Annotated in this window: 23 protein-coding genes; 9 read left to right on the top strand and 14 right to left on the bottom strand. The window is 39.5% G+C overall.

The window, feature by feature from the left end:
• Positions 1-383 precede the first annotated feature (383 nt).
• From BS1321_RS18615 to BS1321_RS18590, 6 genes are all read right to left on the bottom strand, one after another.
• Entirely contained in the window at positions 384-1,025 is a 642-nt protein-coding gene (locus BS1321_RS18615) for a response regulator transcription factor (RefSeq protein ID WP_063232494.1), read from the bottom strand.
• Positions 1,018-2,064: a sensor histidine kinase gene (locus tag BS1321_RS18610; protein ID WP_063232493.1), complete on the bottom strand. Its 1,047-nt coding sequence runs from the start codon at positions 2,062-2,064 to the stop codon at positions 1,018-1,020. Before BS1321_RS18610 ends, BS1321_RS18615 begins: the two co-directional genes overlap by 8 nt.
• Entirely contained in the window at positions 2,061-2,807 is a 747-nt protein-coding gene (liaF, locus tag BS1321_RS18605) for a cell wall-active antibiotics response protein LiaF (protein WP_063232492.1), read from the bottom strand. Before liaF ends, BS1321_RS18610 begins: the two co-directional genes overlap by 4 nt.
• Positions 2,808-2,964: 157 nt before the next feature.
• Positions 2,965-3,600 (bottom strand): PspA/IM30 family protein, encoded by a 636-nt coding sequence (locus BS1321_RS18600; RefSeq protein ID WP_063232491.1) that lies wholly within the window; start codon positions 3,598-3,600, stop codon positions 2,965-2,967.
• Positions 3,601-3,619: 19 nt separating this feature from the next.
• Positions 3,620-3,967 (bottom strand): lmo0954 family membrane protein, encoded by a 348-nt coding sequence (locus tag BS1321_RS18595; protein ID WP_063232490.1) that lies wholly within the window; start codon positions 3,965-3,967, stop codon positions 3,620-3,622.
• 390 nt (positions 3,968-4,357) lie between these two features.
• The gene (locus BS1321_RS18590; protein WP_063232489.1) at positions 4,358-4,972 is read right to left on the bottom strand and encodes a TetR/AcrR family transcriptional regulator; all 615 of its coding nucleotides are present in this window, start codon (positions 4,970-4,972) and stop codon (positions 4,358-4,360) included.
• A 172-nt stretch (positions 4,973-5,144) separates the two neighbouring features.
• Here BS1321_RS18590 and kynU point away from each other — a divergent pair, with 172 nt between their 5' ends.
• The 6 genes from kynU to BS1321_RS18560 all read left to right on the top strand — a co-directional run bounded on the left by kynU (position 5,145) and on the right by BS1321_RS18560 (position 10,879).
• Entirely contained in the window at positions 5,145-6,422 is a 1,278-nt protein-coding gene (gene kynU, locus BS1321_RS18585) for a kynureninase (protein ID WP_063232488.1), read from the top strand.
• Positions 6,423-6,511: 89 nt separating this feature from the next.
• Positions 6,512-7,933 carry an amino acid permease gene (locus BS1321_RS18580; RefSeq protein WP_063232487.1) on the top strand — a complete coding sequence of 474 codons (1,422 nt, stop codon included), beginning with the start codon at positions 6,512-6,514 and terminating at the stop codon, positions 7,931-7,933.
• A gap of 60 nt (positions 7,934-7,993) precedes the next feature.
• Positions 7,994-8,839 carry a tryptophan 2,3-dioxygenase gene (gene kynA / locus BS1321_RS18575; protein ID WP_094246715.1) on the top strand — a complete coding sequence of 282 codons (846 nt, stop codon included), beginning with the start codon at positions 7,994-7,996 and terminating at the stop codon, positions 8,837-8,839.
• A 49-nt stretch (positions 8,840-8,888) separates the two neighbouring features.
• Complete coding sequence (kynB, locus tag BS1321_RS18570) at positions 8,889-9,515, top strand: arylformamidase (protein ID WP_063232485.1); 627 nt, start codon at positions 8,889-8,891, stop codon at positions 9,513-9,515.
• 222 nt (positions 9,516-9,737) lie between these two features.
• Entirely contained in the window at positions 9,738-10,370 is a 633-nt protein-coding gene (locus BS1321_RS18565; protein ID WP_063232484.1) for a LysE family translocator, read from the top strand.
• Between the two features lie 164 nt (positions 10,371-10,534).
• Positions 10,535-10,879, top strand: coding sequence for a hypothetical protein (locus tag BS1321_RS18560; protein WP_063232483.1), 345 nt, complete (start codon positions 10,535-10,537; stop codon positions 10,877-10,879).
• A 141-nt stretch (positions 10,880-11,020) separates the two neighbouring features.
• Here the strand turns inward: BS1321_RS18560 and BS1321_RS18555 are convergent, their stop codons facing one another.
• Both BS1321_RS18555 and BS1321_RS18550 read right to left on the bottom strand, forming a co-directional pair.
• A complete protein-coding gene (locus BS1321_RS18555) occupies positions 11,021-11,872 on the bottom strand; it encodes an MBL fold metallo-hydrolase (RefSeq protein ID WP_063232482.1) in 852 nt (283 codons plus the stop codon).
• Positions 11,873-12,004: 132 nt separating this feature from the next.
• Positions 12,005-13,432: a phospholipase D-like domain-containing protein gene (locus tag BS1321_RS18550; protein WP_063232481.1), complete on the bottom strand. Its 1,428-nt coding sequence runs from the start codon at positions 13,430-13,432 to the stop codon at positions 12,005-12,007.
• A gap of 210 nt (positions 13,433-13,642) precedes the next feature.
• Between BS1321_RS18550 and BS1321_RS18545 the strand changes: the two genes are divergently transcribed.
• Positions 13,643-14,089, top strand: a complete 447-nt coding sequence (locus BS1321_RS18545) for a hypothetical protein (RefSeq protein WP_063232480.1) — start codon at positions 13,643-13,645, stop codon at positions 14,087-14,089.
• Between the two features lie 565 nt (positions 14,090-14,654).
• Here BS1321_RS18545 and BS1321_RS18540 read toward each other — a convergent pair.
• Positions 14,655-15,215 (bottom strand): peptidoglycan-binding domain-containing protein, encoded by a 561-nt coding sequence (locus tag BS1321_RS18540; protein WP_063232479.1) that lies wholly within the window; start codon positions 15,213-15,215, stop codon positions 14,655-14,657.
• A gap of 679 nt (positions 15,216-15,894) precedes the next feature.
• Here BS1321_RS18540 and BS1321_RS18535 point away from each other — a divergent pair.
• Both BS1321_RS18535 and BS1321_RS18530 read left to right on the top strand, forming a co-directional pair.
• Positions 15,895-16,668 carry an alpha/beta fold hydrolase gene (locus BS1321_RS18535; RefSeq protein ID WP_063232478.1) on the top strand — a complete coding sequence of 258 codons (774 nt, stop codon included), beginning with the start codon at positions 15,895-15,897 and terminating at the stop codon, positions 16,666-16,668.
• 78 nt (positions 16,669-16,746) lie between these two features.
• A complete protein-coding gene (locus BS1321_RS18530; protein WP_375781411.1) occupies positions 16,747-17,379 on the top strand; it encodes a DUF2238 domain-containing protein in 633 nt (210 codons plus the stop codon).
• 132 nt (positions 17,380-17,511) lie between these two features.
• Here BS1321_RS18530 and BS1321_RS18525 read toward each other — a convergent pair whose 3' ends face one another.
• From BS1321_RS18525 to BS1321_RS18505, 5 genes are all read right to left on the bottom strand, one after another.
• A complete protein-coding gene (locus BS1321_RS18525; protein ID WP_063232476.1) occupies positions 17,512-17,964 on the bottom strand; it encodes a DinB family protein in 453 nt (150 codons plus the stop codon).
• A gap of 646 nt (positions 17,965-18,610) precedes the next feature.
• Positions 18,611-18,760, bottom strand: a complete 150-nt coding sequence (locus BS1321_RS18520) for an FbpB family small basic protein (protein WP_094246637.1) — start codon at positions 18,758-18,760, stop codon at positions 18,611-18,613.
• Complete coding sequence (locus tag BS1321_RS18515; RefSeq protein ID WP_081112861.1) at positions 18,753-18,920, bottom strand: Fur-regulated basic protein FbpA; 168 nt, start codon at positions 18,918-18,920, stop codon at positions 18,753-18,755. The genes BS1321_RS18520 and BS1321_RS18515 overlap by 8 nt, the downstream gene beginning before the upstream one ends.
• Positions 18,841-19,452, bottom strand: a complete 612-nt coding sequence (locus BS1321_RS18510) for a flavodoxin domain-containing protein (RefSeq protein ID WP_063232475.1) — start codon at positions 19,450-19,452, stop codon at positions 18,841-18,843. The genes BS1321_RS18515 and BS1321_RS18510 overlap by 80 nt, the downstream gene beginning before the upstream one ends.
• A 265-nt stretch (positions 19,453-19,717) precedes the next feature.
• Positions 19,718-20,320: a nitroreductase family protein gene (locus tag BS1321_RS18505; protein ID WP_063232474.1), complete on the bottom strand. Its 603-nt coding sequence runs from the start codon at positions 20,318-20,320 to the stop codon at positions 19,718-19,720.
• Between the last annotated feature and the right edge of the window lie 28 nt (positions 20,321-20,348).

Raw genomic sequence — 20,348 nt, 5'->3', positions numbered from 1 at the left:
AGTAGTTGTCCTGTTTGAGAGTTTTACTTGTCCGCCCTTTTTATAGAACCCAGAAAATTGAAGGCGGTTTTTATAGAGTACATAAAGTAATGGAAAAATTGCCATACCAACAATCCATCCGCCCGTGGTATTCTCTACGGTTATACCAAAAATCGCATAGATGGAATTAATGATGAACCCCATTATCATACCAATAACAAAAATAATGGTGATTATACGAAATAATTCTAAGATAACTCTTAACATCATTTCACCCGCTTTCTGCCTACTTTCCCGTTATCCGTAAAAAAAAGGCTGCAATCAGCAACCTTGAAAGAACTTTTACAGGATGGGATAATTCCCTAAATATAACAAACTTTCATCTTTTCGTAAATAGACACTCTTTACTCTTCTTCTTGAACGAGCGAATGCTTAAATGCGTAAATCACTGCTTGCGTGCGGTCCTGCACGGCAAGCTTACTTAAAATATTGCTGACATGTACTTTAGCTGTTTTCAGGGCTATGTATAGTTCATCCGCAATTTCCTGATTCGTTTTTCCTTGTGTCATCAGCAGCAAAATTTCCATTTCGCGGTTTGTCAATTGATCATGAAGCTGGGTAACCTTTGGGCGACGCAGCTTTTCCATCATTTTTCCCGTCACTTCAGGTTCAAGTACGCTTTGTCCCTTGAAAGTTGAACGAACGGCTCTCGCAATCTCGCTGGCCTTTGATGTTTTCAACATATAGCTCGTCGCTCCGGCTTCCAATGCCGGGTACACTTTTTCATCATCCAGGAAGCTTGTCACAATGATGATCTTTGCTTCTGGCCATTTTTCGATAATTCGTTTCGTCGCTTCTATGCCGTCCATTTCCGGCATCACCAAATCCATCAAAATGATATCTGGACGCAATTCCATTGCCAGTTCGACAGCTTTCAAGCCATTGTCCGCTTCCCCGATCACTTCGATATCCGACTGTGCGGATAAATAAGCCGATACCCCTATCCTTACCATTTCATGGTCATCGACAAATAATACTTTAATCATCATGATCACCTCCAGCATTTAATAATGGGATTTTCACTTCAAGTTTCGTTCCTTTATTCGGAACGCTTACAAGTTGCATCGTTCCGCCTAATTCAACAGCCCGTTCATGCATGTTTTGCAAACCATATGATCCCGTTTTCGACTCCTCGACGTTAAAACCGATGCCGTCATCCGTTATCCTTAAAATGATCAGCCCATCACGAACGATCAATAGCACTTCAAGCGAGTTCGCTTTTGCATGTCTTAGTGTATTTGAAATCGATTCTTGTAAAATCCGAAACAGATGGTCCTCAATCCCCTTATCCAGAGTGACAGGCTCCATCTTCCAATTTATATCCATCGTCACTTTTTGGGCCAATTCCAAAAGGAGCTCTTTCATTCCTTCATGTAAAGATTTTCCCTTTAATGCGACAGGTCTCAAGTGAAGCAATAGCGCCCTCATCTCAAGCTGGGATTGATGGATCATTTCTTCCACTACCTTGAATTGCTTCATTTCCGTTTTTTCCATATCGGATTGAGATTCGGTGATGGCCGACATGAACATCGAAGCGGCAAACAATTGCTGGCTCACAGAATCATGCAGTTCCCGCGCCAAACGGTTTCGTTCCTGGGAGACGATTTCCTGGATCTGTTTCTCCTGATCAATGGCCTTTTCATTCGCCATTTTTTGTGATAATTTTGTCTGCTCATTTATTTGCTTATGGATCAGTTGCATCCGTTCCACCATTTTAGCCATCTCTTGGACCGGATACGTCTCCTGTTGTGAAGGTAAGCGTCCCTGTTCAAGTAAATACAGCCCTTCATCCACCCTTTCCAGCTGCCTCTTCCAAAACATTCCCGAAACGACTCCATAAATCAGCCCTACCGTCATGACCAGGCTTGGCAGGAATATGACGAAGGGTAATCCCATGACCACTTTCTCCCACAATAAGCTCCAGTCGGATAAAGGAAAGATGAAGAAAACCGCCGCCGGCAAGATGAGGGAAATAACGAAAGCAACACCAAGGGCAGTCAATATCTGCCGTGTCAGTATACTCATATCCGCTTCACCTCTAAATCCCCAACTAAGATTGAAGTGATGATATGAACCTTGTGATCCGTTTCATTGAACCCTTCCGTTTGGTAGGAATAAATTTGATTAAAGACCCTGGATTCAAGCTTATTTTCAAAAATCCGCGCTCTGCCAGCAATGACAGAATGATGGACCCTGATTTCGATGCCGTACGGTACAAGCACAGTGATATTGCCAATGATATTCCTGATGGAAATGACAGCGTCGCCTTTCGGTAAAATCGTTTTGCTTAAATCGATAACCGTATCACCGACCCCGCCCTGAACATTCACGGAATTCCATTCATATACATGCTCGGCCGTTTGTTGATGACCGAACAACTTATTTTTAAAAAGGTAATCGGTTTTCAGCAATTGTTCCTTATTGATCTTTTCTTCATCCGAATCATCATTGGTTAAAATCGGACTGACCCAATCAGGATTCTTTTTGGACTGATAATATAAAAGCAAAAGATAAATGAGGATTGCCATTAGGAAAAATCGAAAGACGAACATATTCAAGACAGTGATGATAAGGGAAATCAAACCTATAAAAAATATGATTTTCCCGATTGTCCGTTTTGTGAATTTCCTGCCTAAATAGATACATCCTATTGAAAAAGCGAGGGAAAAAAGGAGACCTCCACCAGTAAATGAAATCTCTAAAAAAAGCAGGACGACTCCGATGAGAAGTATCCATCCCATATAGTCCGTCTTCATCTTGTTCAACATCGGTTCGCCTCCCTTGTATATGATCATGATATTCTTAAAAGGCACAGGAACCCGTGCCTTTTAAGAATACCATGAAATTATCACGTTCTGACAGCCTGTTTTCCCCCGCCCTCCATTCCAAAAGGCCAGGGGGTAACAGCAATGCCTTAAAAAACCATTACGCTTCTTTCTGTTCCAATTCTTTTTCAAGCTGGACAATCCTGGCATCGATCGTATGCCGATTATAATCAGTATGGACCTGGTGCTCGATGCGATCGATATAATGCTCCATTTCTTCAAACATCGCTACCGGTTTGGCTTCGGAACTGCCTCCGTCCAAAACCCGATTGATCCTGTTGTTTGCCCGGGCAATATTTTCCCTGCCCATCAGTTCCAGCCTCTTTAGATGCATATCCTTCAGCTTATGCTTCATTTCTTCATATTTCCGCTCCAGTTCAGCCAGCTGAACCTCTGCACTTTTATGCGCCTCCTTCAAACTTAGCGCCCGATCTTCATAGTGCAGGCTTTCCTTTATAGCAAATTCCATTAACTCTGTCTCTCCCGACTGCTTAGCAATCTCAGCCTGATGCTTACGTTTTTCAGCTAGATGTTGCGCTTGATTATATTCACGCATAAACTCTTCTTTCAAAAGATATTGACGTTCAAGCAGCTTACCGACCTTTTCTGTCTCCTGCTCACATTGACGCAAATATTGATTTAACATTCCAATTGGATTTTTTTGCTCCTTTTTATCCAACAAATCGTGAAAATCCGCTGAAATCGTTTGTTTCATTCTTGAAAATAAATTACCCATTCCAATTACATCCCTTCTATTAGTTCTTATTCAACTCTTTCCACTCTCTTTCAAAATTTGAGAATGGGTCATTTTCTTTAGATGATGCACTTTCATCATTTTCATTCCATTTTTTATAAACCAGGTAAAGAACATAAGCTGCCACCAGTCCCAATATTGCCGGGATATGGGAAATAGAAACGATCAGCACGATAATGGAGACTGATCCCCACGCAATCTTCGCCCCTGTCGATTCGGACTTCATGAACTGCTTGAATCCGAAGTATAGGATCGCCAAGCAAATCGCCAGGCTGATCAGTGGACCCACATTCGCCAGTAACAGGAAAAGTGCGATCAGTCCTACAATAAATAAACCAAATTTCTTCATTGTTTTCGTCCTCCTTTCTATGTTTATATCTTATCTACTTTTACAAGTTCGTATAATGAGCCTTAGCTATATTTTCTAGTAAGACTTAAGGCGTAGTCGCTGTAAGTTCCACGCTAATGAGGGCGTTTTGATCGTGTATTTGGGTGGTTCACTCGTGAATTTGGCGGATTTACTCGTAAGTTTGGCGTTTACTCGTGAATTCTGCTTTACTCGTGAGTTTTGGCGTTTTACTCGTGAATTATGATGCTTTACTCGTGAGGGGTTTTCTCGTGAATTTTTGCGGGTTATAAGTGGCGGAAAGAAGTTTTTCCGATAAGGTGGGGAAGTCTTTAATAAAAATTAAATCTTCCGATTGTATATAACCGGAAGATTGGTGAACTGCTATTATCACTACAAATACAAGCCTTCGGCGTAAACTGAGGTGATGGTTTGAGCAATTTCTTCGACAGAGCTTTGATGTTCATTTCGGACAATTTCCCACAGATACATTTCATTTGTGAAAAACCATCCTCTTGCCACAAGCTCATGGTTCAGTTCAGCTCTTGCCAGCCCATTGTGCTGTGCATAGGCGACGTCCTTTGAAATTCGCTGAATGAACTTCATGCGGATCGCTTTCCATTTATCTGAAATAATGGTTGATATCCCAATGGCCTGTTCAAAAACTTGCATCATATTGCGTTCAGCTTCTGCCATTTTCAAAAAAGCATTAGCTTGCCTGTTTATGATATGTTTTGCTTCGTCTTTTGATTTTGGAAGGAAAGAGGTCTCGGCAATTTCATAAAATTGCTCCATTACATTCTCCATTAATACGATTAACAGATCCTCTTTCCCTTTAAAATGAACATAGGCCGTTCCGTATCCGATGTTTGCCCTTTTGATCATTTGGGAAATAAGCGCAGCTTGATAACCTTCTTCAAGAAATATTGCCTTTGCAGCCTCTAATAACTTTTGACGTGTCATGATCGAGCGTAAATGCCGTTTATCCCCTACTTTGCCATTCTCCATGCTTATTCCTCCCCTTATCTTCTAGCATAAAGGATTTCCATAAAATAAAAAACATTTCTTGGAAAGATAGATTTAATGTTTATAATTTTCTGAATTACTTATTGACACCGTGTCATATTCTTTGGTACGATTCTCCTAGAATTATTTAGAATACTCATATAGGAGGATGATTATGGTTTCTGAATACACATTGGATCACGCTAAACAAATGGATGAGAATGATGCGCTTAAAGGTTTTCGAGAAGAGTTTTATTTAAAGCCGGATTCCATCTATATGGATGGAAACTCATTGGGGCTTCTTTCGAAAAGGGCTGAACGCACTCTTTTGGAATCTTTGGAAGATTGGAAGGAGCATGGGATTGATGGATGGACACAAGGTAATCACCCATGGTTTTTCATGGCTGAGAAATTGGGCGCGAAAATGGCCCATTTGGTCGGAGCTTCTCCTGAGGAAGTTATCGTAACCGGCTCCACAACTGTAAATCTGCATCAACTTGTAGCTACTTTTTATAAGCCTGAAGGAATGCGGACAAAAATTTTAGCAGATGAATTAACCTTTCCGACTGACATTTATGCTCTTCAAAGTCAGCTGCGTACACATGGATACGATCCGGAAACCGATCTAATCCGCGTGAAAAGCCGCGATGGAAGATTTCTTGAAGAGGATGACATTATCGAAGCAATGACCGATGACATCGCTTTGATCATCTTGCCAACAGTCCTGTATCGCAGCGGTCAAATATTGGATATGAAACGATTAACTGAGGAAGCTCATAAAAGAGGTATAGTGATCGGATTTGACGGATGCCATTCTATCGGTGCGATCCCGCATTCATTCAGCGAATGGGATGTGGATTTTGCGTATTGGTGCAATTATAAACATTTAAATGGCGGTCCTGGCGGTGTTGGCGGTTTATATGTAAATCGAAAACATTTTGGCACGATGCCTGGATTGGCTGGATGGTTCGGCTCCAAAAAAGATAAACAATTCGATATGGAACATACCTTAACACCAGCTGAATCAGCAGGCGCATATCAAATTGGCACGCCCCATGTGTTAAGTTGTGCACCTTTGATTGGGTCTTTGGACATTTTTATTGAAGCTGGAATTGAGAATATTCGCGAAAAATCCCTTAAAATCAATCAATATTTAATGGATTTAGTTGAATTCGAATTGGAAGACATGGGATTTTTCATTGGAACTCCTAGAGAAGACATACGCCGCGGAGGTCATGTAAGCCTTGAGCATAAAGAAGCTGCACGGATATGTAAGGCCTTGAAAGAGAACGGTGTCATTCCAGATTTCCGAGCACCTAACATCATTCGTCTCGCTCCGGTTGCACTATATACTTCCTACGCAGAAGTTTGGGAAGTTGTACAAATACTCAAGAAAATCATGTCAGAAAAACAATATGAAAAATTCAAAAATGAGCGTGAAGTGGTCGCATAACATGGAATTCCGCCAGATGAGGCTCATCCCTCAAATGGGTAGTTAATTATGGCAGGATAAAATCTTTTTTGATAAAAAGGGGATGAACTATGGAGAACAAAAATACTCAATTGAATTTTAAAGATGAGCCAGAAAAAGGATTAAAACGCGAGCTGGAAACAAATCAGCTTTCCATGATCGCAATGGGCTGTGCCATCGGGACAGGGCTATTCCTTGGCAGCGGGCTTGCCATTCAAGCGGCAGGGCCAAGTGTATTGCTCAGCTATGCACTCGGGGCGTTCATTGTTTTACTGTTGATGGGCTGTTTAGCCGAAATGACGGTTGCCCATCCTACTTCCGGATCTTTTGGAGCCATTGCTGAAAAGTACATGACTCCAATGGCAGGCTATCTTGTCCGCTATTCTTATTGGATTGCCAATGTTTTGGCTGTTGGTGTTGAAGTAAGTGCAGTCAGCGTGTATATGAAGTATTGGTTTCCGACAGTGCCGGGAATCGTATGGATTTTGCTGTTTGCAGGTGCCCTGATTTATGTAAATGCTACTAGCGTGAATACATTCGCTACATTTGAGTATTGGTTCTCCTTTATTAAAATAAGTGCCATCGTTGGTTTTATCCTTCTTGGAGCCTATGTACTATTCGGTTCATCCGATCAGCCACATATAGGACCTGAAAACTTTGTAAATGAAGGCGGTTTTTTCCCATTTGGTTGGTGGGGAATGTGGGTAGCCGTATTTATTTCTTTATTCAGCTTTCTTGGAACCGAAATGATAGCGGTTACATCAGGGGAAGCAAAAGATCCGGATGCAGCAGTTCCAAAAGCATTAAAAGCGACCGTGTTCCGTTTATCCACCTTCTATGTATTGACGATCGGCATCATGTTGATGATCGTTCCGTGGAAAACGGCTGGGATCGAGGAGAGTCCATTCGTAAAAGTGATGGAAATCTTGAACATTCCTGGTGCATCCGGAATCATGAACTTTATTATTTTAACAGCTGCTTTATCTGCCATGAATGCCCAGCTCTATGCTTCAACACGTATGATGTTCTCATTAGCTCGCGGAAAACACGCACCTAGCTTTTTAGGAAAGTTAAACAAAAGGGGCGTTCCGGGAAAAGCACTTGCTGTCTCTACAACTGGGATTTTCATTGCTGCAGGCGTTCATGCGTTACTTCCAGGTTCATCCTATGCATTCATGATGGGGATTTCCATGTTCGGTGCCATGTTCACATGGTTCATGATCTTCATTTCCCATTTGTTTTTCAGGGTTAAATGGGAGAAAACCGGCGGACGTAAATTACCTGTAAGGATGATCGGTTTTCCCTACTTAACGATACTAGGAGCCGTTCTTCTATTCAGCTTAATGATTACAACATGGTTTACAGATTTCAAGATCATGCTTCAATTCGGGATACCTTGGTTACTATTTTTAGCTGTTGCTTATTCTGTTTCAAAAAGAAGAAATATTAACCATAATGTAATGGAAGAATCTCTGGAAAAGAAGATAGAATAGAATGACGGAATAAATAATTTTTTGCATATGGAAAAGTGAGGAGATTGCGGAATGAAGAATATGGATAACAATGAACAAACAATAACGGGTCTAGAGAAAGAAATTCAAACCGACTTTCAAAAATCGATGTCTTACGGAGATTATCTCCACCTTGATAAGATTTTAACCAGTCAACATAGATGTTCCGATCATCATGATGAAATGCTATTTATCATTATCCATCAAGCGAGTGAGCTATGGATGAAGCTCATTTTACATGAGTTGACAGCAGCAACTGAGTCCATCCGCCAAAACAAATTGGAACCTTCGTTTAAAATGCTGTCTCGCGTTTCGAGGATCCAGCAGCAATTGATCCAGTCATGGAATGTCCTTTCAACTTTAACGCCGGCTGAATACATGGAGTTCAGGGATAAACTGGGACAATCTTCCGGATTCCAATCTTATCAGAATCGTTTGATTGAATTCGCATTAGGAAATAAAAATATCCATACGCTATCAGTCTATCAGCACCAAACAGATTTATACGAGCAAATGCAGCAGGCCCTTCATGAGCCAAGTATTTATGACGCGGCGATCAATGCTCTTGTAGCGCGCGGATTACCTATTGATCAAGAAGCCCTCAGCAGGGATTGGTCACAAAGATATGAACCAAATGCCAGTGTAGAAGAGGCGTGGCTGACAGTTTACCGCGATGTTGAGCAATATTGGGACTTATATGAGTTGGGCGAGAAGTTAGTGGACATTGGCCATCAACAGCAATTATGGCGTTTTAATCATATGACCACAGTGGAAAGGATTATTGGTAATAAACAAGGTACTGGCGGATCATCAGGTGTAACGTATTTAAAAAGAGCCCTGGACCAACACTTTTTCCCAGAACTATGGAGCCTAAGAACGAAGCTATAAGATGAAAATAAGCAGCAAAGAAACAGCCAGAAGAGATGGAGGTAAATGCATGGGGACATGGATTGATATTTCACAACGTCTGGATGATAACGTTGCAGTCTGGCCTGGAGATACACCTTTCTCTTATAAAGTCAATTGGAGTAAAGAAGAAAGTGGATCTGTCAATGTAGGTCAAATCAATATGAGTATCCACACGGGTACCCATATTGATGCACCTTTTCATTTTGATGATGATGGAAAAAGAGTGATTGATTTGGATATCGAATTATATATGGGAAATGCCCGAGTTATCCATTTACCAAACAAGACAAGCATCGGAGTCGATGAATTATCCAGTATAGATCTACAAGGCGTTACCCGTCTGTTAATTCGGACGGATGCATGGAAGGATCGAAGTGTGTTTCCACAAACGATTCCTCATATCCAACCGGAACTAGCGGCATATCTTTCAGAACTCGGCGTTCGTCTTATTGGACTTGATTTACCATCAGTAGATCCACTGGATAGCAAAGAACTGTCTGCCCACCATGAACTTGCCGATCATGGAATTCACATTTTGGAAGGTCTTGTACTAGACGATATAGGACCGGGTAATTATGAGTTGGCAGCCCTCCCTCTTCCATTAGTTGAAGCAGATGGAAGTCCGGTACGTGCTGTGTTGAAAAAGTTACCCTAACATATAACAGTGTTGGTATTGAATTAATAAAAAAAACGAGCCAGATCAAAAAATGATTTGGCTTGTTTTTTTGTTTCATTAAACACCGTATTTATTAGTCAAGCCAATTTCCCCTCTCCTCCATTGTCCTGAGATAATCATAACTATCAAATTTATCTCCCTAAACCAAGTACATCTATGTTATAATTTTCAGAATTCATCACTAAGAGTGGAGGTCCGAATATGGAAAACTTTTATTTGTTCATCATCATGTGCATTCTTCTCATCATCTTACCTGGTCCAGATACAGCAATAGCCACAAGGAACACCGTTACCGTGGGAACGTCGGGAGGTTTTAAAACGATGTTCGGCACATGCTGTGCCCTGCTTATCCATACATCAGCTGCCGTGTTCGGACTTTCGGCAATCATTGTGAAATCCGCTTTACTATTTTCCATCTTCAAATATGTCGGTGCCGTTTACTTGGTATATCTAGGCTTCAAGACACTATGGGGATTAAGGAATAAGCAAGTTGCCGCAGCGACGGAAACGTCAGTCAAAAGTAAGTACGAAAACCAGTCCTGCTTTAAGCAAGGGTTCCTTACCAACCTGCTGAACCCTAAAGTGGCCGTCTTCTTTTTAACGTTTCTGCCTCAGTTCGTAAATCCAGGAAATGATACGTTTTTACCATTCCTGATCATGGGCATAACCTATACCGTTTTAACTGCGTTGTGGTTTGTATTTTATATCTATCTGCTGAACCAAATCAGTGCTTTTATGAAAAAGCCTAGAACCCAAGCGATTTTCGAGGGTATAACCGGGACGGTCTTGATTGGTTTCGGGATAAAGCTAGCTTTGGAAAAAGCTCATAATTAATTAGAACTGCACCCTAATTGTTAGACTCCATCTAACAATTGGAGGTGCAGTTTTTATAGTAGTCTATTTGTGTTCTGATACAGGTGTAGGGATTTAAGTACTTGCTGAGTTATGTTACACTACAAAAAACCATAATTTGGTGTTTTTATACAAGGAGAAAAAACATGCCAACTATCGATGGTAGGAAAACAAAGGATATCGGATTAGGTTCACTTTCTTTCGCGCTATGTTTAATCGGAATATTGTTTACCTTTCAATTTGGTGATAAATCTTGCAATGGAGATAACATTTTAAATAATATTGGACTTAGCGCATGGTCAAATGGAGATTCAGGTATTCATTATACAATGTTCTATTCGGCTATATTTTTCATCCCCTCCTTTATTATTGGTCATATACATCCCGATAATATAGGAGCAAAAGCAGGGAAAATCATATCAGGTTTCCTATCAATTCTTATTGTTTCAGCACTACTAACGATTATTATTGATTTTGTGTGGGGACCATGAATGAGCTTATTGAGGACTGTTGCGGAAAAAGGTCAAATTAATGGGTATGAGCCCAGTAATACCAAACTCATACCCCACCCAAGCCTTTATAATAAACGTGTTTAACTTTTGTGTGATCTTTAACTTTCCATGGTGCTCAAATCACTTAACGTAACCATTCACGAAAAACCCAATTGTTTCGAGCTCGTCCTCAGATAAATCCCGCTTTAATTCTTTAGCCAATTCCTGCTCCATTAAAGCTTGATTTCCCCGATGTTCGACCACGGTTCTGGCACATTCTTTCATTAGCTTAAGCTCCGCCTCCATCACCTGTTTCGTGCACGGCTGATCATGATGGGAGAGTATATATGTTTCGGCATCATAGGCTTCAATTTTATTAATGAGCAGCGATGCCTGTTCAGCCGTATAATTCCATTTTTCAGCATAAAGATTGGCATATAGGCAGTCTCCCAGAAATAATGTTTTTTCCTCTGGAACATAAATGATGCAGGAATCTTTGGCATGGTCGCCGCCAACATGTTCAATGACACAGGTTATATTGCCGAGATCGATCGTCATCGTTTTTTCAAAGATGATATCGGGCAGGGGGAAGGCAATCTCTCTATTCGTCCCATGTTCCAACTTGATTGCATCGGCGCAAAAGGGTATCTCCGTCCCTTCTTCGACCCGTTGATCAAGTGCCTGATCTTCCCATGAAAGCTGCTGCATATCTTTAATGTTAGTGTATGTTTTTTCCTGACAAATCACCGGAATCCCGATATTCTCCAGTCCGAATACATGGTCCCAGTGTGAATGGGTAAGAACGAGAAAATTCCCGCTTATATCATTCCGAAGCAATTCGTCCTTAAAGAGCTGTGCATGCCGGACAGAGTTACCGGCATCGATGATGAGCGTTTTCTTGTTTCCCGTAACGGCGGCAAGAACTGGGCGATCCGTTTCCTGAACTGGCGGCAGGTAGACAATATTTTTCGATAGGTGCTGTAATGTTTGCATGTTTCTGTTCTCCTTACGATTGTTGTGATTAGCTTGCTCAAGTATAGCAAATTACCCATTTATTCATAAGATAATCTCCGCAAAAGGTTAAAAAGACAACAATCACCGTGATTGCTGTCTTTTCGTCATCATTCAAATGAACCTATTCAAATATACCGTAACTTTCGAGAGGGCATTTAAAAAGGTGGCTTTAAAAAAAGACTCTTCTTTTTTCTGATCTTCAGGTGGTTCTATATATTTATTATTGTCCGCAACGAGTGTACTATTTGAGATTTTCGACTCTATGGCTCCTGTCAACTCGGCTGCAAATTTTCCACTATCGATGACCACCATCGATTCTGTATTTAAAAAGGCAGATCGAGAATCCAAATTGTAGGAACCCACTGCACTTAATCGTTGATCATAGACCACCGATTTACCATGCAAAGAATAAGGCTTTGCATATTCATAAAGCCTTGCGCCCGTCTCAACGATACTATCCCTAAGCGCCAAGTAACCGGAAAAAGCGATCACATTCGGGGTTGATTCCACCGAGTTGGTAAGTATGGTCCAATTAACCTTTGAATCCATCTGCTTCGGTTCATATTCCTTCAAGGCATCCGCAGGAACAATATAGGGACTTTGGATGATTACCGATTGATTGGCATTCGCCGCAATATCCACTAGAGATCTCCACACAATTGGGTATTTATTGAAACGCTCGATTGGGTTATGAATGAAGGACACTTTTTTAGTAGGTGTTGTAGAATTGCTCCACTCGACGACTGGATTAACGAAATCTGCTTCAGTTTGCAAAGCTTTGCTGTATTGATTCGCTAATGCATCTCTTTCACGTTTTCCTTTTTCCTTTTGCCTTTTCGAGAGGTCCGAAAAAACATTGCTCGTATACGGATGGGTCCATAATTCATTCAAATAGTCCTTCATTTCAACGATTACACTATCTTTCTCCTCTTTAGCATTGAAAATGAGTACATCCCTGTCATAGACAAAATTTCTCGGCGGCTTGCTTGCTAAATACTTATCGGCAATATTTCTCCCTCCGATGATGCCTAACTTTCCATCTACAGTGATGATCTTATCATGAAGGCGATTATGCCAGGTCCACGGCTTAAATGGCTTAAAGGTTTCGTAATATCTTAATTCAATGTTTTCATGAGAGGCCAATGCATAACGGGCACTGCTTAATTGACCTCTGAGTCCATGAGATATTCCATCCAGAAGGATTCGGACTTTGACACCTCGGTCAGCAGCTTCGAACAATGCTCCAAGAATAAGTTCGGTTGATTTGCCTTTTCCAAAAGCATAGTAGGCAATATCGATTGAATGCTGGGCTTCCTGGATCATTCGCATTCGGGCGAGTCCCGACTCATAACCGTCTTCGAGTAGAAGGACACGATCCACGGTGGCTTCCTTCTCTCCCATATATGCACTTACTTGATTAATCGGCTTATCTTCTTCTTTTTCCACTTTGGGGAAAAGAACCACTGCCGTCACCACTACATAAAGCAAATATATTAGAAGAACGAGCAGAACTCCTTTAATTGCCGTTTTTACAGTCATTGAGCACTCCCCCCTTTTAAGCGTATTTTAATACTATTCGTAATAAGCAAAGACTCTATTCAACATCTGCATGCTTGATATATCTGACGATGCCACATACTTTTTTGCTTGATTCTGGGTGGAACTTGGTGCACTTTTTTTTCCTTTTAAATGTGACAAAGTGGTGAACATGAAAGCAGTTGCATAATATGATATAGAAGGAGGGATTTCATGCTTAAACAACCTGATAGAATAAGTATCTTTAATTATTGTTTTGCATTAGGGGTGTCAGAAGTTTTCTTTTTATCCAGCTTTTATCTTTCCATTCTTGACGTTTCATTATTTGCGCTTGCTTTACCATTTTCCGCTTTATTTCTAATGTTCTCCTTGTACCTATTCCTTCGAACGCACAAAGCAGCAAAGACTTTACCCAACCAAGAGGAACGAAGAAGGGAAATTCATGCATTCTATCATCAATCTTTCGGGATTTTCACGATCATTTTTTTCACATTACTTTTTGTTGCTTTAGCCTATATTCCCTGGCTGGAAAACGGAGGGCATTTCTATCTTCTTTATTGTTTACCGATGGCATTGCTTTGTATGATTCCTATGATTTTATCTTATAAAGGAATGAAATTATTCAAACTGGAGTCCGGCAGGAATTTAACGAAAATCTAATTGATTTTACCAAAAGCTTCGTTAATCCAAGAGCTCACCCAGGAAACTCTTGAAAGAACGTAAGAAACGAATCAATGCTCTTTCCATGTTTTTTAGTTGAATGTATAGGTAAAATGAGGATATAATAATGATAACTAACACATAAAAAAAAGACACTGGTTAAAACCAGCGTCTTAATGAACAGCAAAACTGCATAAAGAGCAGCGGCTTTCTGTGGTAAGTCAGTAGCTACTCGATCATGAAAGTAACCCTTTTCCTACATACATCTGGCCGGATGGTATGGAGGGGGTTACTTTTTTAATGTAACCGCGATTACTGCGACGATTAAAGAGGCGAATGAAATCATTAGCATCAGTCCGTCCATAATAGAAATCACCAGCGACACCCCCTTTCTGAAAAGGAGTGACCGCTGCCCACTATACCAAATTGCTGTCCATTTACTATTATATCTGCATTACTTGTTATTTATAGCCAAAAATAGATGTATTTAGTCTTCTTGTTAGATCCATGCTTTACATAAAAAAAATCCCACATAAAGTGAGAACATTTTTTGCATGTATATCGCTTATTGTTCCACTACACGGCCATCTTTATAAATGTGGAACCACCCAATCGTTCCTGTGCCGCCTTGATCCATCCAATCTTTATTAGCTGCTTTATAATTGTAATATGATTTTCCTTTGCCATCTTTCAGCAATCTGCCATCACCGCTGAATACGATCTTGTTACCCAGTTTCTTCTTCCCTAACGCAATCGCATCTTTCTCCGTGAACTGTTTTCTTTCCACCTTATTTTCATCTAAAGCAGCCCATGTCAGCGGTCCGACGATACCATCTGAAGCCAAGTTATGATCCACTTGAAACTCCCTTACCACATTTTGAGTTTGGGTACCGAAAATCCCATCAACACCTACATTATATTTAACATCTTTAAGGCTTTGCTGTAAGTCTCTTACATAACTCGAACGTGAGCCTTCCCTGAGCGTCGGGCGCGTTTCCGCCTTCGTTTCGATTTTCTGGATTTGACTGCCCTTTGATGCTGCGTGGGAAATTGAAGTTCCCATTCCTAGAGGGGCCAACATGAGCGCAACTGTTGGAATAATGACCAATAATTTTTTCTTCAACACATATAACCTCCAATCATATAATCACTCCTGCAGGTTTCTGACACTTTCCTTGGAGCCCATTCATTATAACGTATGGAGTTGCTTTATTGGTGTTTCATTACTTTAAATATAAAAAATGGTAAATAGTGTCCATAGTGTGCATTCCAAAAAGTCAGTATATGATGGAAGTCCCGTTTCTTGAATAAAACAAAAAAATCCCTTAAAGGGGATTTTTTTGTTTTATTGATATTCTGTCTGTTGTTGATTCTGCCCTTGCATCCCAGTTCCCATTCCCATCAAGTTAGTGGCAAGCGGCACCATGTTTTTCATTTTCCCGCCATTTCCACTCAACATTTAATAAGTGGCAATACCTACTACGACCGAAGCGACAACTGGGTAAAATTTAATCCATGTTTGCCTTCATTTACATCACCTTATTTTATATATTTTTGTTCATTTCCTGAACTCTTATATATTGTTCAAGAGAACCAAAAAAATTCAAGATGTTTGTTACCGACATAATTAGTAATAAAAATATGTTTTAAAGGGAAAATTCTTTTAGGAGGGATATTAGCACTCTTCGAATGGGAATTTTATTTTTATGTCGCTAAAATCCAAACGCTTATCATCAAGTTGTTTATTCAATAGTATAGCCATTCAATGATTAAAAAATGATTTAAGATTATTGAGGTGAATATTCATGCCAATGTTAGATGTGGACGGTATTAGCTTGTATTATTCTGTTAAGGGAAAAGGGGTTCCTATTGTTTTTATTCATCCTCCAGTACTGACAAGTGTGAATTTCCAATACCAAATGGAGGAATTATCCCAAGAATTCAAAGTTATCACTTTTGATATTAGGGGTCACGGAAGAAGTCAGTATTCAAGACTGCCAGTAACTTATCCCCTGATTATAGAAGATATCAAACATCTGTTGGATCATTTGAAAATTAAAAAAGCAATCATATGCGGATATTCAACCGGCGGCTCTATCGTATTGGAATATTTGCTGAGTTGTGCCGATCGGGCTCTAGGAGGCATTGTAATAGGTGGAATGTCTGAAGTGAGGGATAAATATTTAAAGCAAAAGATTTCTTTAGGAATATCACTTGCAAATAAAGACGCAGTTCCAATTCTTGCGCTATCCATTTCATGGAGTAATTCAAATACGGAAAATTTGTTCAACAAAATGTTTAATGAAGCCCTAAAAGGAGATGCCAGAAATATCGAGCAGTATTACTATTATAGTTTGCATTATAACTGTACCCATCTGCTAGAGAAAATCAACCTGCCGATTTTACTGATCTATGGTAAAAAAGATAAACCACTTTATCATTATGCTAATTTATTGCATGAAAAATTGCCGTGTACGGAATTAAAATTCATTGATCATGCAAAGCATCAGATCCCTACAAAAGCGTCTAATGTTTTAAATGAAAGCATAAAGCATTTTGTCCATACACAAACTGTTTAACCTTTCGATTGCATAAACCCTCAAGTACTATGCAGGAAATTTCATTTTTTACCATTGTACACATCATAAATTTATGGAGTGAAAAAATTGGGAAGAGATAAAAGTATACTGATTCATTTAATATTACTATTGCTAGTCACTGCAGTTTTTATTTGGTCAGTTATTAAGCCTGAAGGATACTTGATATGGACAATGGAAGTACTTCCTGCCGTTGTGTTTCTGATTTTTGTAATTGCTACATATAATAAATTCCGCCTCACTACATTATCCTATTTGGTTATTGCCGTTCTTACAATTACCATGTTCATCGGTGCCCATTATACGTACTCAAAAGTTCCTCTATTTAATTGGATAAAAGATCATTACGATTTAAACCGGAACCACTATGATCGGTTTGGACATTTCCTAAAAGGTTTATTTGCGATTGTGATTAGAGAAATAGTAATACGTAAAACCCCTCTAACAAAAGGACCCTGGTTATTTGCTGTCACATTAAGTTTTGCGCTTGCCATTGGAGCCTTATATGAAATTATCGAATGGATAGCTGCCATCATTTCAAAAGGCGGAAAGGCTTCAAAGGAATTTTTAGGAACACAGGGTGATATTTGGGACGCACAATGGGATATGTCGTTAACCTTAATCGCCTCTATCCTTGTATTGTTCACCTTGTCCAAACTTCATGACAAGCTGTTACGAAAAGTGAAAAATTGAGAAGAAAAAAAAGTAATTATGTGTCCGACATACAAAAACTGTAAAAGCTTAAAGGAATTACAATCTTCCACTTTCCTTTAAAGAAAGGCTCTAAAAACGATAAATAAAAAAAATAGTGATCTATATAGATCACTATTTTTTAATTAGAATTTGATTGTTAATATGATGTTCCATATGTTCTAGATAATCTTTTATTAGCCACTCCAATGATTTTTGTTGATTATTTCCTATATCACAAAGATTAGATAATCTATCATTTGGTGTATTCTTTATTATATATATGATTTGCTTATTTAAGGTGCCAAAAAGGTTAACTATCTCATCCATTGGTCTCTCTTGATAATTCTGGACTAATACCCATTGGTCTTGATTATATGATTGTATAACATATGGCTGTTCTTCGTACTGAATCTTGATAAACCTATTCATATTGTTCAATGCAGAATCGCATAGATGTCCTAAAATCTCTTTTTTGGACCATTTGTGTGGCATTGGTCGATGATTTAATTCTTTTTCTGTCATCCGGTTGAACTCTTCAGGTATAAAACATATCCAATGATTGATTCCATCTATTACATTTTTCAAGTTGCACTCCCCCTAAGTTTTACCTAAAGGATTTTTATTCGGCAACCAACCAGAAAATACCTTCTTCTTCAATCAACAGCATTCAATAACAGACCTAAAAGAAAAAACCGAAATCATAAATGGATTTCGGTTCAGACTGCAGGCAAACTTGAAGAACAGTCAGTTGCATGCAGTTTCAAAAAAAGTTCTAGTTGATTTCAGAAATCCGCTCCCTTTCCGCCGACTGTCTGCCAAGCCACATCAAAGCAAGCGTCTCCGGGGTCTCGGCTAGCCAGTTATTCGGCAGGAGTGTCGCAAATTGCTTCAACCCAATAAGGATTTCATTAAACAGAAAAAAACATAAAGGATAGACTAGTCTTATCAAGGTTCGGGATGAATCCAGTCTACAGTTTTTTCTTAAACAAACATTCCAATTGATTGGAACGGAAGGTACGAGACTCCTGCGGGAAAAGCGTGTCCAAGGGAGACCCCACAGGCGCGAAATGCGCCGAGGAGGCTCCCGGACCGCCCGCGGAAAGCGAGTGCCTGGAGTGGAAATCAACGTTCAATTTTATAAACCCTCAACAAAGGTATCATTTGTTTTCAGAAATCAGTCGACAAACTGAACCGAAATCAAAAATGGATTTCGGTTTTCATTTTTAACCAGTCATGATTGTACTTGCTTACTTTCCTTTTTTTCATTGATAGCTTTTTGATCGATTTTTGTATAGATGCGTTCCACTTCGATTTTGTCACGCAACAGAAGTTCGCGGTTTTCTTTTAGCAGTTCAGTATAAGATTTCTTTCTCCTAGACATTTTTTAATTCACCTCTCAAGTGATTGAATTCCTTTTGTAAAACTACTAACGGAAGCTCGTATAGTTGTTTATTATATTTTTTAAAAATCCCGAATTTCAGAAGTTCTTGTATAAGTTCCTCTTTTTTTGCTTCTCCCTTTGCACTTAATTGGGTAATCATCAAGGGCCCTCCTTAACAAAAATGCTGATTTTTGGTATTTTGGGTTGCCTAGCATCCGATCCCACATGAAGAATCTCCACTTCCTCCTCTTGCTTCCCCATATAAGGGCATGCTCTGCAAAGTCTTCACATTTCCTTAATTGTTCGTATGTACTGCTTTCATGGTGTATTTTCAATACTCGATCATATACATCAAATCCAAATTGCTTCATTTTTTCGGAAAGGATATCTATCGCGGCGCAAGGTTTCGAATGGGTCAAGTCGCCAGCACCAAAGAATGCGACTTTCACTCCACCAAAGTCCACTTGGTCAATTTCTTCATAAAACTCGTTTGCTTCATACGGTAAATCTTCAAGATTCCATGTATATAAACCAATAAAGGCCAAATCAAAATCCTTTAAAGCATCAACTTCAACAGTATCCAATCTTTCCATATATACTTCACAGCCGACAGCCTTCATTCTATTCTTTATGTTTATAGCCATTTTCTCGGTATTACCGGATAAACTGACATAACCAATGAATACCTTCATCTATATCACCTTCCTAATTGAGAATTACTTTCATTACACACCTCACTATAAATGAAAATGATTCTCATTGTCAATTATTTACCTCCGCTAATTATATGAAGTATGAATCAGGAACGGATATTTCCGCTTCACTTTCCCTGTATCTGTAATGCTGCTGGAATTGTTCAAATTCATTCTTCCAAAAAAAGAGCCCGTTTTACTCATTAAGAGTAAACAGACTCTTGGTTAATCTATTATCCTAAAACTTTAATCTTCAATCTTTGAATTAATAAAATTTCACAATATTTTCGAAAGGTAGGAACGTTTTGTCGCCTGGTTGTTCATTCGGCTCACCAAATGGCATTTGAGCTATCAACGACCATTTCCCTGGAAGATCCCAATTCTTCATCACTGCTTCATCAATTATTGGATTATAATGTTGTAAAGATGCCCCTATGCCTTCCGCTGATAAAGTCACCCATATTGCATACTGCAGCATAGCACTTCCTTGATGCGACCAATATGGAAACTGTTCTTTATAAGAGGGTGCTTTTTCTTGCATTTGTTCTATCGTTTCTTTATTTTCAAAGAATAGAATGGTACCCACTCCATCACGAAATCCTTGTAATCGTTCTACAGTTGCCGCAAAGCTCTCTTCCGGAACGCGGGAACGTAGTGTTTCTTTTACAATATCCCAGAACTTTTCATGCTCGTCATCCATCACTACCACCACTCGTCCACTTTGCATATTAAATGAAGTTGGTGCATGTAAAGCGGTCTTTAACACTTCATTAATTCTTTCTTTCGTAATACTTTCGTTCTTTTTCACCTTACGGATGGAACGACGATTGATGATTGCTTCTTTTACATTTGTTGTAGTTGCTGACATTTTGATTCCTCCAAATAAATTTTCATTT

The organism is Peribacillus simplex NBRC 15720 = DSM 1321 (assembly GCF_002243645.1).
Taxonomy (GTDB): Bacteria; Bacillota; Bacilli; order Bacillales; family DSM-1321; genus Peribacillus; species Peribacillus simplex.
This window is presented reverse-complemented; position numbering and strand designations above follow the sequence as displayed.

Bases quoted from the DNA above. Each gene is read 5' to 3' on its own strand.
- BS1321_RS18520 (WP_094246637.1), bottom strand. From the start codon at position 18,760: ATGTCTAGGAGAAAGAAATCTTATACTGAACTGCTAAAAGAAAACCGC.
- BS1321_RS18590 (WP_063232489.1), bottom strand. From the start codon at position 4,972: ATGGAGAATGGCAAAGTAGGGGATAAACGGCATTTACGCTCGATCATG.
- kynA (WP_094246715.1), top strand. From the start codon at position 7,994: ATGGATAACAATGAACAAACAATAACGGGTCTAGAGAAAGAAATTCAA.
- BS1321_RS18560 (WP_063232483.1), top strand. From the start codon at position 10,535: ATGCCAACTATCGATGGTAGGAAAACAAAGGATATCGGATTAGGTTCA.
- liaF (WP_063232492.1), bottom strand. From the start codon at position 2,807: ATGTTGAACAAGATGAAGACGGACTATATGGGATGGATACTTCTCATC.
- BS1321_RS18545 (WP_063232480.1), top strand. From the start codon at position 13,643: ATGCTTAAACAACCTGATAGAATAAGTATCTTTAATTATTGTTTTGCA.
- kynB (WP_063232485.1), top strand. From the start codon at position 8,889: ATGGGGACATGGATTGATATTTCACAACGTCTGGATGATAACGTTGCA.
- BS1321_RS18610 (WP_063232493.1), bottom strand. From the start codon at position 2,064: ATGAGTATACTGACACGGCAGATATTGACTGCCCTTGGTGTTGCTTTC.
- BS1321_RS18615 (WP_063232494.1), bottom strand. From the start codon at position 1,025: ATGATTAAAGTATTATTTGTCGATGACCATGAAATGGTAAGGATAGGG.
- BS1321_RS18580 (WP_063232487.1), top strand. From the start codon at position 6,512: ATGGAGAACAAAAATACTCAATTGAATTTTAAAGATGAGCCAGAAAAA.
- BS1321_RS18565 (WP_063232484.1), top strand. From the start codon at position 9,738: ATGGAAAACTTTTATTTGTTCATCATCATGTGCATTCTTCTCATCATC.
- BS1321_RS18535 (WP_063232478.1), top strand. From the start codon at position 15,895: ATGCCAATGTTAGATGTGGACGGTATTAGCTTGTATTATTCTGTTAAG.
- BS1321_RS18515 (WP_081112861.1), bottom strand. From the start codon at position 18,920: ATGATTACCCAATTAAGTGCAAAGGGAGAAGCAAAAAAAGAGGAACTT.
- BS1321_RS18550 (WP_063232481.1), bottom strand. From the start codon at position 13,432: ATGACTGTAAAAACGGCAATTAAAGGAGTTCTGCTCGTTCTTCTAATA.
- BS1321_RS18595 (WP_063232490.1), bottom strand. From the start codon at position 3,967: ATGAAGAAATTTGGTTTATTTATTGTAGGACTGATCGCACTTTTCCTG.
- BS1321_RS18505 (WP_063232474.1), bottom strand. From the start codon at position 20,320: ATGTCAGCAACTACAACAAATGTAAAAGAAGCAATCATCAATCGTCGT.
- BS1321_RS18600 (WP_063232491.1), bottom strand. From the start codon at position 3,600: ATGGGTAATTTATTTTCAAGAATGAAACAAACGATTTCAGCGGATTTT.
- kynU (WP_063232488.1), top strand. From the start codon at position 5,145: ATGGTTTCTGAATACACATTGGATCACGCTAAACAAATGGATGAGAAT.
- BS1321_RS18555 (WP_063232482.1), bottom strand. From the start codon at position 11,872: ATGCAAACATTACAGCACCTATCGAAAAATATTGTCTACCTGCCGCCA.
- BS1321_RS18510 (WP_063232475.1), bottom strand. From the start codon at position 19,452: ATGAAGGTATTCATTGGTTATGTCAGTTTATCCGGTAATACCGAGAAA.